Genomic DNA, 13,473 nt, shown 5'->3' on the forward strand with positions numbered 1-13,473 from the left:
CTTTTCCAACGAAATTCATCGAGTTACCGATAGAATATCTTCATTAGCTCACTTAACGCTTCCGGTACTTGCAAAGAAGCCGTTGTGCCAAATAACTCTTCATCCAGATCGTATACTTTGCCGTTTTTCACTGCGTTAAAATGTTTCCATATATCATTCGTCTGGAATTCTTCATTGAACATTTCCACCACTTCTTCGGGCATACCGTGTGATAAACGCAAAATAATGTCCGGGTTGCTGTCATGCAAATATTCGGTATTGGATGATAAGTATTCTGGGTCTTGGCCTTCCATGACGTTTGTTCCGCCTGCACGTTTGACCAAGTCGCCGGCATATGAGTTCTCCGTGGCGACTAAGTAACTGCCTGGGATCCCAAGTAAAATTAATACACGCGGACCTTTACGGTTGGCAGCCACGACTTCCGCTGCGTCAATTCGCTTTTGTAAGTCCCCTGTCAGTTTATCTGCCTGGGCTTTACGGTCGTAGCGTTCTCCCAGATCCCGGATTTCCTTAATCATTGAATCGGCACTTTGGAAATTAAGGAACTTCGCAGGAATCTTTAATTGTTCAAAACTGTCTTCCAAGTCGTATTCCAATGTAGAAACGGATAAAAACTCTGTAGGATTCAATGACTTTACGATTTCCATATCTGGCGCCATTGCATTGCCGATCGCAGGCAGTCCGTCGAACCGTTTAGCCATCTGTTTTTCTGACTCAGGAACAGCAATTGCATCTATATCCAGCTTGTCAAGAATTTCTGCTATGACGACAGTTCCTGCAATAATTCGCTGATCAGTTGTTTCAGCACTTTCGTTTGCTGCAGCACGGTCATCTGAAACAGCCTTTTCTTCTTTCGCATTGCTGCAGCCTGCAATTACAGTCATCACTGCAAGGAGCAGCAATACATTGAACCATTTTCTTCGCACATCGTCATCCTCCACTCGTTATTCACTGGTCGTTCCATTATTTTTCTTTGTCAGCCGGCGGATTAATAAGATTCCCGACAACAGACAGAGCAGCAACAGGCCGCCCGTTTTCATCAGATCAAACGATACATCCTGTCCGTTCGGAGTACTTACTGCCGGCTCCACTGAAGGCTCATCCGCTGCTTGTGCGACCGGCTGATCCGATTCTTTTTCTTTTACATCCTTCATCCGGTCGAATGCCAATTGCTCCTCATACGGACTCACGTAAGGCGGTGTGTCTTCTGTATTCCCTGTTTCTTTTACTTTGTCCTGCTTTTCAGCTGCCGGGGCTTTTTTCGCTGCAACAGCAATCTTCGCTGGTTGCTCTGTCCGCCTGGTCAATGAAGAAATGGCTGTGCTGTCCGATGCCGCCTGCCGTTCATTTTCCATAAACTTCAAGGCCTGCTTCTGATCGAATACTATAGACACTGCCTCTTCGTGCTCATAGTCTTTTTCTGGATTCTTTATCCTCATTTGTGCACGGACTTTATTCGGGAAATCTTTCACTTCAAATTCTATAATACGCGTTTCCGCGTCCGTTACTACGTTAGGCTCTTCAAGCTTTCCATGCTGTTCTGCGATAAAGCCCGTCACCCGTTCAGGCTGAAGGATTTCCATCTGCACATAGAGCCGATGATTCTTTTCAACGACTCGCAGTACGGGGTTCATATAGTCGATCATCGCGGATGGCTTTCCGTCTTTCAGCAATTCGTAGTGAAGCGTATCATTTCCCTGCCGGATCATTGGCTCTGACTGCACATTTTCAAATTTCGGCAGCGATTGTTTTGAGATCGCCAATTTCAGTGAAAACGGCTGGTGAATATTTTCCTGCGCCAGGCGATACGTGCCGGTTAGTTCAACTTGTTGCTGTACATCTTTTATATCAAACTGAACTAAATTTTCCGCCCTGTCCAGCCAAGTATTTGTTTTTTTCCCCTGCTGTACAGCGGTCGCCTTTGTCAGAATGTGATCACTCTTCGCTGGAACCGATAACGTATAGCGGCCTTCTTTCACAGTTAAAAGGGCCTGCTTGCCAAATAAAACATCCGAACCCGTGATTTCATGTGACAAAAAACTTAGTTCAACTTGATACTTGCCATTTGCAATCATCTTCCGTTCTTCTGCATGTACAGAAGGAAAAGGATGCGACGCACAGATGAATAACAGCAGCAAAGGCAAAAAGATGATTTTTTTCATATCAGGCGTACTCTCCTTACATCCTGTGTAAAACGACAGGAACTTCCTTCCGCTTTTTTAAAAAGCGAAAGGAAGTATCTGCATTTCCTCTTATTTATTCATGAACTCCAAAGAGCCGTGTAAAATCTTGGCCATTTGCGTACGTTGTAATGAATCACCTGATTTGATTAGAACTTTGCCGTCAGCTTGCTTTGAGCCTGTCATAATATTACCGGCATACAATAAAGAAAATGCTTTTTTCGATTCAGGGTCTGTAATGACTGCACCGTCTGCATAATAAGAAAGGCTTGTATCGCCAATATTCAACTCTTTGCCCGCTGCATAATTCACTGCGCGGTACAGCATTAACGCACCTTGCTGACGAGTCAATGTATTGTTCGGATTGAACTTCTCATTCTTCTGTACAATGCCTGCTTCTGCAAGGGCATTGATTGCACTGACGCGTTCCTTATCCGTGATTTTACCTAAGTCTTTAAATCCGGCAGACTTAGCAGTTTCAAGTTTCAATGCACGTGCAACCATCAGCGCAAACTGTGAACGTGTAATGTTGTTGCGCGGATTGAATGTTTCCGCCCCTTTTACAATCCCTTTGCCGTAAAGAGCTAGAATCGCTTCCTTGTTGCCGTCTTTATCGATATCCTTGAACGGGTTTACGATTGGAGTCGGTGCCGGCTTTACGGAATTGCTGAAATCAAGCTGCACTTTATGATTTGCGTCGTATTTAACAGGCCCTTCATTCACAATTACATGAAGATCTGCGTTTACCAGCTTTGTCAGATCCGCCACTTTAAATGTATACGTGCGTTCATTCGTTGCTTTGTCTTCTGTCGCGACAGGAATTTCTTTGCCCGCAATTTTAAATGATTGAATATAATGGCCTTTCGGGAATGAAACCGTTACTTCATTGCCGTCTGCCACTTTTTTCACCAATGCAGTCGGCGACATATAATCCATCATGATGGACTCTTCTTTTGTCCCGTCTTTATACACCTTTACGCCAACCTTTGTAACTGTCTCGGCTTCTGTTTTAGCGACTTCTGCTTTGAAATCAAAACCATAACGCATTTCATGCCCAGGTGCTTTCACATGAATTTTCCCCGAATAAATTTTTTCTGCTTCGATTGGAAAAGTATACGTGGTAGTCCCGTCAGCATTTTTCGTTTCTGCTGCGTCAGCCAATTCATCCCCTTGTTGTGTTTGAAGACCCGCGATCATAGCTGCAGACTTAACAGGAATCGTTAACTTCGCATAGGTTACGCCGTCTTTTTCAACAAGCGTCCCCTGCGGCAGGATATGACTGCTGATAGCAGGCTCCGGCACGGTTGTTCCTGATTTATATACATGAAAATCAATAACTTGCTCAGCAGCAACTGCCGCCTGCAGAACAGACGCCGCCTGATTGCTTGTACTTACGTTTGCCGATGCCGCAGTTGGGATAGCCATTGATACTGCAAGCAATGAAGCTAGCACTAATTTCGTCGCACGTGATGGTTTTTTCGTCATAATTATTGTTCCCCCTGTTTTCTTTGGAATCTGGTTTTATACAATAAAAATGCAGAACCTGCTAATGCAAAGATTAATAGGTACGGCGTTGAATCACTTGTTTGAGGATTTGCTACTTTTCTTTCAGTAGAATGCCTGCTGGTTACAGTGCTTGTACTAGTGCCCGGTTTTGCAGAAGGACTTTTTACTGCGGGCGGTGTCGTTGTCGAAGCTGGCGGTGTAACTGCCGGCGGCTTCACTTGACTGTTCTCTTTAAATACTAGATCAACCGTATATTCATGGTGGTAATTGATCTCATCAACATCCACTTTCATAGGGATTTTCACCGGTTTTGAAATATCTTTTACGGTAAACTCCACAACGCGCGTGTTTGCCTTTAGATCTTCATTGACTACGACTGCTCCGCCTTCCGGTTCAAACTTGGTAATCCAAGAACTTTCCTTCAGTGTAAGCTGTACTATGGCTGATCCATTCGTCACCGTCACGAGTGCCGGTTTCTGAAAATAGCCATCTGCAATAGAAGCTGAACTGCTGTCCGGCTGATTTACTTGATAATGTAATGACTGTGTCCCATCTGCGAATTTAGCTGACGCTTGCGGCAGTCCAATCATCAATACGAAAATGGCTGCTGCTGCGAAGGACAGAAATGCTTTTCTCACGTATTCATAATCCCCTCTCATTTCTTTATTTTTACGCTGTATAAACCTAATGACCTGCTTTCCAATCATTGGTTTAATTTCCACTTCTAAATTATCTCATAAACAGTTGCCGGCTTGATAGACAAGCTGCTTACCCAAAAATTATATTGTGTCAAAGTTATGGCAAATGCAGATAATGATTGAGAACTATTATCATTTAATATATCTCTACCTGACAGTTAAGTCAATAAGTATTGGAAAATTATTTCATTTTTCGGACGTATCCATGCACTCTGTCACCAGTAACGATGATTCGCATAAGATACATAGATGTAATTTACGAATGAGAGGGGTAATACAATGAACATCCAAGCTTTTAGCGGTGCAGTCATGGTAATTCATGAGTTTCCAACAGGACGGGACAGCGAGAATGGCTGTTATTTAATGATGACAGTCGATAATGGATATGGAAATGTGGTGAACTTTGTGGTGGAACCGACAACATACTTCGTCGATCATGTAAAAATCAAGGCAGGCGACCGAGTGACAGGTTTTTACGATGCAGATGCGCCCACCCCTTTCATCTATCCTCCGCAATTCAGAGCGCTGGTCATGTGCAAAGACTCACGCAGGCAACATGTAAAAGTGGATTATTTCAACCGGCGTTTGGAAAGCAGCGACGGCACTCTTCAAATCAATCTGTCTCCTCAAACAGAAATCCTATTAACGAACGGTCAATCATTCAAAGGAAATATAGCACAGCGAAATCTGGTCGTTATATATGATACAAGTTCCAGAAGTATTCCGGCACAGACTACTCCCCATAGAATTATTGTACTCTGCTGACGGGCCTGAACTTACTTTGAAGCAGGGACATGGCATGTCTCTGCTTTATATCCGATAGAACCGGCGCGTGGCTTCGTAGATTTCATTGTATACATGTTCTGCATTCATTCTCTTGATACCTGCTATGCTTTTTATACTTTCATGCAACATCGACGGATGTGTCAGTTTCCCGGCAAAGGATTCCTCAAATGGCCAGGGACCATCCGATTCGACCATTAATTGAAGCAGCGGAATCTGTTGGACTATGTGCTGAATCTTCGGCCGATACGTAACTTCCGGGGTGACAGATACCATATATCCGTTAGCAATGATTCGCTGCAGCACAGAGTCGTCACCTTTAAACCAATGAAAATGTGCCCGTGACACGTTATACACCTCCAGCAAATCACAAACAATATCCGCATCTTCATAAACTGCATGAAGCGCAATCGGCAACTCATACTCTGCCGCTTTTTGAACAAAACATTCCAGCATATCCAAATAAGGTGCCATGTCCATCTCAGGCTGCTGCTGACGCAAATAATACGGCAGCCCCACTTCGCCAATAGCAGTCAGACGATGTTCTGTTTGATCGATGACGTGCAGGATTGTCTGAAGCTCTTCATCTGCAGGAACAGCCTGTTCCGGGTGGTAGCCGACTGCCGCTTTAATTCGGCTGTCAATGCCGGAAAGTTCCAGCTGCCGGTAAGAAGAGGCCAAATCATTTGAGACTGCCACTAGTGCCGTCACATCGTTCTCATCTAGTTCGTTCAAAATCTTTCCCCTGTCTTTCTCTTCATACATATCAAGATGAATATGAGAGTCTATCACATACCTTTTCACAGTTATCAGCCTTCTTTCGTTCAATTTTGTGATGTTCCACGTGAAACGCCTGCATGCAGTGAACCTAACCACTCATCTCAGCGTCATACTACTTTCCATTACGAAAAAGTAGGCGGTGACGTATGAATCTGCACGCGTTACAAATGAAAGCACTGCACTCTATGCAGCAACTTTTCTATTTCGGCTGGCAACAGGCGCTTTCCTGCATCTTTCCTGTAATAATTTTTGGTTCACTTGCACTCACTCAAGTCATTCCTCTTCCCTTCTTGCCGAGGTACGATTGGCTGCTACTCATCTTTATCGCTGTGCAATGGCGGATGCTGAAATCAGGACTTGAAACACGCGACGAACTGAAAGTGATTACACTGTTTCATATTCTCGGACTGACTTTGGAAATCTTTAAAGTGCACATGGGGTCTTGGTCTTATCCGGAAGTGGGCTATTTTAAAATACTGGACGTGCCGTTATACAGCGGCTTTATGTACGCGAGTGTCGCAAGCTATTTATGCCAGGCGTGGAGAAGATTAGACGTCAGTCTGATTCAATGGCCCAGGCTTTGGGCGGTGGGTCCGCTGGCTGCTGCAATCTATGCCAACTTCTTCACACACCACTACTGGATCGATGTTCGCTGGTGGTTATCCGCACTTGTACTTCTGCTATTTTGGCGTTCATCCGTCAGCTATGAGGTAAACGGCACACGTTATCGGATGCCTCTGACGCTTGCATTTGCTTTAATTGGCTTTTTCGTCTAGATTGCAGAGAATATCGCAACGTTCTTCGGGGCATGGACTTATCCAAATCAAAGCGCAGCATGGCATGTTGTCGGTATTGGAAAATTGAGCTCCTGGCTTTTATTAGTCATTGTCAGCTTCCTGATCGTAGCTGTACTGAAACAAATCAAGAAGAGCTAAATATGCTTAGGCCAATATCAGGCAGTTCCTTTTGAAGAAAACTCTGCCCAGTGGAAGAAGGCAGTAGATCCCGCCAAACGGTTTTTCAATTGATGATACTTTTTTAGCGGTAAAGAAAAGTGCCCGAAGAGTTATTGCACGGGAAATAAATCGCCTGCCTGGCAGAATCCATACAGCATGCATTTCTTCAATAAAAACGCAGCAAGCTCAGTGGCCTGCTGCGTTTTATAGTTGTTATAATCAATGGGTGACCGGTGCAGGGTAGTCAAAGCCCTTAGTGTCTGCTTCAACTTTTTTCATCTTCTGTTCTTCAACCGGCTTGTCCGCAGAATCTGTTTCAGCGGCAACGATTGCGTCTACTGTTTCCATACCTTCTATTACTTTACCGAAGGCTGCATATTCTCCGTCAAGAGAAGCTGTGTCGTCAGTCATAATGAAGAATTGTGAACCCGCGGAATTTGGATCCATCGTACGGGCCATCGACAGGACGCCGCGCTCATGCTTCATATTGTTTTCAAAACCATTTGATGTAAACTCTCCATCGATTGCATGTCCTGGTCCGCCCGAGCCATCACCGGAAGAGTCTCCTCCTTGGATCATAAAGCCTGGAATGACACGGTGAAAAATCAAACCGTCGTAATACCCGTCTTCCACTAATGAAATGAAGTTCGCTACTGTATTTGGAGCAACTGCCGGTTCTAACTCCAATACGATTTTTTCATCGTTTTCCATTGTAATTGTCACTATTGGGTTTTCTTTCACATCTGCCGAATAATCCACTGCCTGCTCTTTAGATTCTTCCTTCGGCTGTTCTTTCGGTGTATCCGCCGGCCCATTTTCAGCTGTTTTTCCGCAGCCCGCTAAAAGAATCGCCAATGCCATGACACTTATTATGAAATACCACGCTTTATTGCGCATATTCGTTCCACACTCCCTGCCATTTTTTCTTCCATTACCTACTGCTGTTTATCTTATCACTGATTTCGGTATCGCATAGCCAATCCTTTTAAGAAGTTCCGTGCATACCGATCGCCGCATGGTTTATAGTTTCGGTGGCCTTCTTTACGAAGCACCGCACTTAATTCGTTTTTGGAGATTATCACTCCTGCATCTTCCAGGATTTGCAGCATATCCTCACTTGTAAGAGAAAGTGCAATTTTAACTTTCTTCAGCAAGATATTATTTACATTCCGATGACCTTCTTCTGACATAAGGAATGGCTGCGGAGCATGTTCCGTATTTTCGCGCACTCCTCTTTTCAAACTGATCAGCCCGTTTAGAAACGATTCCAATGTAATATTATCGATTTCTTTTGCGTATTCATTCATCTGCATTTCATCCGTACTGTCATCATTCGTTTTCGTCAGCATTTCTTTCACTTCTGCTTTCTTTAATTCCATTCCGCCGAGCGCGAAGATTTCTGCCATAGCCGAATCTTTCAGATCCAGTGCATAGCGTAATCTGCTCAGCACATCATTATTGTTCATCTAATCACCTGTACCCTTTCTAGTTTGTTGCTATATGTTCAGTATAACTGGATGGGCTGTCTGTTGTCGTCATTCACGCAGACGATGCACAGCAATGAATTTACTCTACTGCGCTGTCACGGTTGTCGTTTTCTATTGAATCCATAAATTGATCGCCAAAATCACAAATTGAAGTAACAACAGGCTTCAGAAGCAAGCCGATTTCACTTAATTGATATTCCACTTTAGGCGGCACTACAGGATATACATAGCGCGTTATAATGTTGTCCTCTTCCAGCTCACGCAGCTGTCTGATCAGCATGCGCTGATTCGCGTCAGGAAGCTTTTTCTGGATCTCGCTTAACCGTAATGGAGATTCCTGCAGCAGACACCAGATAATTGCGATTTTCCATCGTCCGCCTATTACGGATAATGCCAAATCCTTGCTAGTGAAATACGTTTTATCTTTATAATGAATAACCATATCATTCCACTTCTTTCTGCTATTATTCATGTCCATAGTGACAAAACAGTCAGTATTGCATGATGAATTATAGTATGTAATGATGGGAATGTAAACACTAAAAAACAATAGAAAGAAGGGCTTCATTTGAAAAGTAGAGCAGCTGTTGCATTCAAACCTGGAGAACCGCTTCAGATAGTAGAAATCGATGTAGAAGAGCCAAAAGCTAACGAAGTATTAGTTAAGATTCTTTACACTTCCGTCTGCCATACAGACGCATATACACTATCCGGTGATGACGCGGAAGGAGTATTCCCTGCCGTATTAGGTCATGAAGGTGCCGGTGTGGTCGTCTCTGTAGGTGAAGGCGTAACTTCCGTCAAGCCTGGAGATCACGTGATTCCGCTCTACACACCTGAGTGCGGAAAATGTAAATTCTGTCTGTCAGGTAAAACAAACTTGTGCAGCGCAATCCGCGAAACACAAGGTAAAGGGTTAATGCCAGACGGTACAACACGCTTCTCTTATAATGGAGAACCTATTTATCACTATATGGGAACGAGTACATTCAGTGAATATACTGTTGTATCAGAGATCTCTTTAGTTAAAGTCGACGATGAAAACGCGCCGCTTGATAAAGTTTGTCTATTCGGCTGTGGAGTCACTACAGGCATCGGGGCTGTTCACAACACCGCAAAAGTTGAAGAAGGCGCTGTAACGGCGGTCTTTGGCCTGGGAGCTATCGGATTGGCAGTTATTCAAGGATTACAGCAGGCAAAAGCTGGCCGTATTATTGCGGTTGACCTAAATGAAGATAAATTCGAACTGGCAGAGAAGATGGGTGCCACTGATTTCATTAATCCTTCTAAATATGACAAGCCGATTCAGGAAGTCATTGTAGAAATGACAGACGGCGGCGTTGATTACAGCTTCGAATGTATCGGAAATGTCGAAGTGATGAAAGCTGCACTTGAATGCTGTCATAAAGGTTGGGGAGAAAGTATTATCATTGGCGTTGCTGCTGCAGGCAAAGAAATTCATACCCGTCCATTCCAGTTAGTCACAGGCCGAGTATGGCGCGGATCTGCATTTGGCGGCGTTAAAGGCAGATCAGAACTGCCGGGCATGATTGAAGACTATATGAACGGTGATATTGACTTGGATTCGTTTATAACACATCAGATGAACTTTACAGACATTAACGAAGCATTCGATTTACTGCATAAAGGTGAATCCATTCGTACAATTTTAACATACGGAGAGTGAGAACATGAGTCTGGAACGCGTTGAGCAAAGACGCTCTTTTGGCGGAGAACAGTGTAAATACAACCATTACTCAGAAGTCCTAAAGTGTAACATGACATTTAGCATCTACTTGCCCTCAAATAAAGAACAAAAAGAAATTCCTTTAATTTGGTGGCTTTCTGGATTAACATGCACAGACGATAACTTCAGTCAAAAAAGCGGTTTCCAGCGTCTGGCAGAAAAACATCAGGCAGCAGTCATCATTCCTGACACGTCGCCGCGCGGAGAAGACATAGCCGACGACGAAGCTTTCGATCTTGGACAGGGAGCGGGCTTTTATGTAGACGCGACGCAAGCGCCGTGGGCAGAGAATTATCAGATGTATACGTATATTACGGAGGAATTAAGCAACATCGCCTCCACTCTCGTTCCGCACTTTTCAGGGAAAGAAAGTATTATGGGGCACTCCATGGGCGGTTATGGGGCATTAATGATCGGCATGAAAAATGCAGATCGTTTCCAAGCGATTTCTGCTTTCTCCCCTATTTCCAGTCCGAGCGATGTTCCTTGGGGAATCAAAGCATTCTCAACTTACTTGGGTGAAAACAAAGCAGATTGGAAAGAGTGGGATACGGCCGAGCTTGTGAAAAAAGAAGGCATGCCGCCGATTCTCATTACGCAAGGCACTTCAGATGGCTTTTATCCCGAACAGTTGAATGAAAAGCCGTTCCTCGAGAATGCCGAGCAGCATGGTCAGGCCGTGGACTATAACAAAGCAGAAGGCTATGATCACAGCTACTTTTTCATCTCTTCCTTCCTGGAACAGCATTTTAATTTTCATATGAAGCACTTGAAGTAAGTGGTTTTTATGCTGTGAGTTGGAAAGGCTCGGGTACAGTTCTTTTGATTGTTATACATTCAAAAACAGGTTCCTTGCGCACTTTCAACTTGCTGATTTTAAAGAGGCATGCCAGTTGACCGGCAAACAAATGCAGCTGCAGAAGCGCTGGTCAACGATGCCGTCCGATACTCTTACAAGCCAAATTATCCACATTGCCTGCAGTGTGGATATTTTTGTTTTTAAGGAGATATGAATTAAGATAGAAGAACGGAAGTAAAAATATATGATATTGGTGGGATAATTGCGATGGATCTAAAAAAGATGTTAGCCGATGAACGAGTGAAGCCATACGTTTCAAAAGCCCGTTACGGTATAGAAAAAGAAGGTCAGCGGGTAGATCTGTCAGGGAACTTAGCGACGACGGATCATCCCGCAGCGATTGGTATGGGTGATGGCCATCCGTATATTCAGCGTGATTTCTCAGAGACCCAAATGGAATTAATCACTCCGGTTCTGGATACGCTGGATGAATTATTCAATTGCCTGTCAAGCATTCACGACGTGGCCTATCGTTCCATGGGTAAGGAAGAAATGCTGTGGCCGTTAAGCATGCCCCCTGCGTTGCCTGAAAAAGAGGAAGACATCGTGATTGCTAAATTGAACAATAGTGAAAATGTTCTTTATCGCCGCTCTTTGGCTAACTCATACGGACGCCGGAAACAAATGATCTGCGGAATTCATTTCAACTTTGAATTCAGCGATGACCTGTTGCGGACGCTGTTTGATTTGCAGTCGGAGACGGATGATTACCACCGGTTTAAGACAGATATTTATTTAAAACTGACGCGGAATTACTTGTACTATCGTTGGCTCGTTACGTACTTTTACGGTGCCTCCCCTGCCAGTGAAGAGAACTTTTACGGATGCGATGATCAGCCGAATGAGCCTGTCAGAAGCATCCGCAGCAGCCGGTACGGTTACAGGAATCACGACGATGTGGCTGTATCGTTCAGTACTATACAGAAGTACATTGAAGACCTGACTTCCGCCGTAAATAGAGGCCAGCTGGTGGAAGAAAAGGAATTCTACACAGCAATGCGTTTACGCGGCAGTGAGCAGGTGGCGGAGTTCATAAACGACGGAGTGCGCTACGTAGAAGTACGAAATATAGACTTGAATCCTTTTGAAACGAATGGAATCAGCTACGAACAGGCAGAATTTCTGCATATTTTCCTGCTGTACCTTCTGCAGAAAGACGAAGATCCTCAGAATGACGAATGGGGCAATGCAGGCGATGCACGTAATGATGCCGTAGCCCTTGAACACCCGCTGGCACGTACGCAATTTGAAGCCGAAGCTTATGAATTGGTCAATGGGATGGAAATGCTGTCGAAAGAACTGGATTTCCCTGTTTCCGAATCATTATTTGACGATCTGAGAGAGAGAATTGCGGATCCAAGTAAAACTTTGGCGGGCAGACTGTATACGGAGAGCCAGAAAAGCAGTCAAAGACAGGTAGCTGTGGAAATTGCGAACGAGACACACACGAAGTTATGGGAGAAACCGTACGAGTTAACCGGCTTTACTGATATGGAGTTATCGACGCAGATTTTAATGTATGATGCCATACAGCTGGGCATTTCTATAAAAATACTCGACCGCCATGATCAGTTTTTGGAGCTAAAACTGGGTGATCATGTAGAATACGTAAAAAACGGCAATATGACAAGCAAAGACACATATATCGCCACTTTAATTATGGAGAATAAAACAGTCACGAAAAGAATTCTTCATGACAAAGGTTTCCGCGTGCCGCTCGGCGACGAATTTAATTCAGTCGAAGACGCTTTGCGTGCCTATAAGCTGTTTGCCAAGACCCCTTTCGTCGTGAAGCCGAAAACAACAAACTATGGACTGGGTATATCCATCTTTAAAGATGGCGCTGGCTATGAAGATTTTGAACAGGCAGTCAATATCTCGTTTGATGAAGATTCTTCTATATTAATTGAAGAGTTCCTGAGCGGCACAGAATACCGGTTCTTTGTGCTGCAAGACAAAGTCCTTGCAGTGATGCTGCGTGTCCCCGCAAATGTCACGGGCGACGGGATACACACTATCAAAGAACTGGTCACAGAAAAAAACCGTGATCCGCTGCGCGGGACTGACCACCGGACACCGTTAGAACTGATTCAATTAGGTGAATTAGAGATTCTCATGCTGAAAGGTCAAGGGTATCAATTGGATTCCATTCCGGCAGACGGCGAAATCGTCTACTTGCGCGAAAACTCCAACGTCAGCACAGGCGGAGATTCCATTGATGTAACGGACCAGATTTCAGAGGAGTATAAGAAGATCGCAGCAGATGCAGTAGCCGCACTCGGAGCGAAAATCAGCGGCATCGATTTGATTATTGATGATCTGGATGTTCCGGCGGCGAATCCGGGTGCATACGGCATCATTGAAGCGAACTTTAATCCTTCGATGTATATGCATATCTACCCGTACAAAGGCACATCACGCCGCTTGACGACGGATGTGCTCCACTATTTGTTCCCTGAACTGACTTAAAAATATAT

The 13,473-nt window shown here is 44.3% G+C and carries 12 protein-coding genes and 1 pseudogene; 5 read left to right on the forward strand and 8 right to left on the reverse strand.

All coding sequences use genetic code 11. The features are described from left to right. Positions 1 to 23: 23 nt before the first annotated feature. From isdE to isdC, 4 genes are all read right to left on the reverse strand, one after another. The gene (gene isdE, locus SporoP37_RS09370; protein WP_231293343.1) at positions 24 to 884 is read right to left on the reverse strand and encodes a heme ABC transporter substrate-binding protein IsdE; all 861 of its coding nucleotides are present in this window, start codon (positions 882 to 884) and stop codon (positions 24 to 26) included. Between the two features lie 60 nt (positions 885 to 944). After that, a complete protein-coding gene (locus SporoP37_RS09375) occupies positions 945 to 2,162 on the reverse strand; it encodes an NEAT domain-containing protein (RefSeq protein ID WP_085430803.1) in 1,218 nt (405 codons plus the stop codon). Between the two features lie 90 nt (positions 2,163 to 2,252). Beyond that, positions 2,253 to 3,665 (reverse strand): NEAT domain-containing protein, encoded by a 1,413-nt coding sequence (locus tag SporoP37_RS09380; RefSeq protein WP_085430804.1) that lies wholly within the window; start codon positions 3,663 to 3,665, stop codon positions 2,253 to 2,255. 2 nt (positions 3,666 to 3,667) lie between these two features. Next, complete coding sequence (gene isdC / locus SporoP37_RS09385) at positions 3,668 to 4,324, reverse strand: heme uptake protein IsdC (RefSeq protein ID WP_231293225.1); 657 nt, start codon at positions 4,322 to 4,324, stop codon at positions 3,668 to 3,670. 339 nt (positions 4,325 to 4,663) lie between these two features. On the opposite strand from isdC, the gene SporoP37_RS09390 reads away from it, so the two are divergent. Then, a complete protein-coding gene (locus tag SporoP37_RS09390) occupies positions 4,664 to 5,149 on the forward strand; it encodes a hypothetical protein (RefSeq protein WP_081243415.1) in 486 nt (161 codons plus the stop codon). 45 nt (positions 5,150 to 5,194) lie between these two features. Here SporoP37_RS09390 and SporoP37_RS09395 read toward each other — a convergent pair whose 3' ends face one another. Then, positions 5,195 to 5,971, reverse strand: a complete 777-nt coding sequence (locus SporoP37_RS09395; protein WP_232329739.1) for a TatD family hydrolase — start codon at positions 5,969 to 5,971, stop codon at positions 5,195 to 5,197. A 143-nt stretch (positions 5,972 to 6,114) separates the two neighbouring features. Here SporoP37_RS09395 and SporoP37_RS09400 point away from each other — a divergent pair. After that, a pseudogene (locus SporoP37_RS09400) lies at positions 6,115 to 6,882 on the forward strand (DUF817 domain-containing protein). A 240-nt stretch (positions 6,883 to 7,122) separates the two neighbouring features. Here the strand turns inward: SporoP37_RS09400 and SporoP37_RS09405 are convergent. The 3 genes from SporoP37_RS09405 to SporoP37_RS09415 all read right to left on the reverse strand — a co-directional run bounded on the left by SporoP37_RS09405 (position 7,123) and on the right by SporoP37_RS09415 (position 8,832). Then, a complete protein-coding gene (locus SporoP37_RS09405; protein WP_085430805.1) occupies positions 7,123 to 7,800 on the reverse strand; it encodes a peptidylprolyl isomerase in 678 nt (225 codons plus the stop codon). A gap of 56 nt (positions 7,801 to 7,856) precedes the next feature. Continuing rightward, positions 7,857 to 8,369, reverse strand: a complete 513-nt coding sequence (locus SporoP37_RS09410) for a YehS family protein (RefSeq protein ID WP_085430806.1) — start codon at positions 8,367 to 8,369, stop codon at positions 7,857 to 7,859. Between the two features lie 100 nt (positions 8,370 to 8,469). Further along, a complete protein-coding gene (locus tag SporoP37_RS09415) occupies positions 8,470 to 8,832 on the reverse strand; it encodes a winged helix-turn-helix transcriptional regulator (protein WP_085430807.1) in 363 nt (120 codons plus the stop codon). A gap of 126 nt (positions 8,833 to 8,958) precedes the next feature. Here SporoP37_RS09415 and SporoP37_RS09420 point away from each other — a divergent pair, with 126 nt between their 5' ends. The 3 genes from SporoP37_RS09420 to gshAB all read left to right on the forward strand — a co-directional run bounded on the left by SporoP37_RS09420 (position 8,959) and on the right by gshAB (position 13,465). After that, entirely contained in the window at positions 8,959 to 10,077 is a 1,119-nt protein-coding gene (locus SporoP37_RS09420; RefSeq protein WP_081243420.1) for an S-(hydroxymethyl)glutathione dehydrogenase/class III alcohol dehydrogenase, read from the forward strand. Positions 10,078 to 10,081: 4 nt separating this feature from the next. Continuing rightward, entirely contained in the window at positions 10,082 to 10,915 is an 834-nt protein-coding gene (gene fghA, locus SporoP37_RS09425) for an S-formylglutathione hydrolase (RefSeq protein ID WP_085430808.1), read from the forward strand. Positions 10,916 to 11,203: 288 nt separating this feature from the next. Next, positions 11,204 to 13,465 (forward strand): bifunctional glutamate--cysteine ligase GshA/glutathione synthetase GshB, encoded by a 2,262-nt coding sequence (gene gshAB / locus SporoP37_RS09430; RefSeq protein ID WP_085430809.1) that lies wholly within the window; start codon positions 11,204 to 11,206, stop codon positions 13,463 to 13,465. Positions 13,466 to 13,473 lie beyond the last annotated feature (8 nt).

The sequence above is a fragment of the Sporosarcina sp. P37 genome, from assembly GCF_002109365.1.
In the GTDB taxonomy this organism is placed as follows: domain Bacteria; phylum Bacillota; class Bacilli; order Bacillales_A; family Planococcaceae; genus Sporosarcina.

Bases quoted from the DNA above. Each gene is read 5' to 3' on its own strand.
- isdE (WP_231293343.1), bottom strand. From the start codon at position 884: ATGACTGTAATTGCAGGCTGCAGCAATGCGAAAGAAGAAAAGGCTGTT.
- SporoP37_RS09375 (WP_085430803.1), bottom strand. From the start codon at position 2,162: ATGAAAAAAATCATCTTTTTGCCTTTGCTGCTGTTATTCATCTGTGCG.
- SporoP37_RS09380 (WP_085430804.1), bottom strand. From the start codon at position 3,665: ATGACGAAAAAACCATCACGTGCGACGAAATTAGTGCTAGCTTCATTG.
- SporoP37_RS09390 (WP_081243415.1), top strand. From the start codon at position 4,664: ATGAACATCCAAGCTTTTAGCGGTGCAGTCATGGTAATTCATGAGTTT.
- SporoP37_RS09405 (WP_085430805.1), bottom strand. From the start codon at position 7,800: ATGCGCAATAAAGCGTGGTATTTCATAATAAGTGTCATGGCATTGGCG.
- SporoP37_RS09410 (WP_085430806.1), bottom strand. From the start codon at position 8,369: ATGAACAATAATGATGTGCTGAGCAGATTACGCTATGCACTGGATCTG.
- SporoP37_RS09415 (WP_085430807.1), bottom strand. From the start codon at position 8,832: ATGGTTATTCATTATAAAGATAAAACGTATTTCACTAGCAAGGATTTG.
- fghA (WP_085430808.1), top strand. From the start codon at position 10,082: ATGAGTCTGGAACGCGTTGAGCAAAGACGCTCTTTTGGCGGAGAACAG.
- gshAB (WP_085430809.1), top strand. From the start codon at position 11,204: ATGGATCTAAAAAAGATGTTAGCCGATGAACGAGTGAAGCCATACGTT.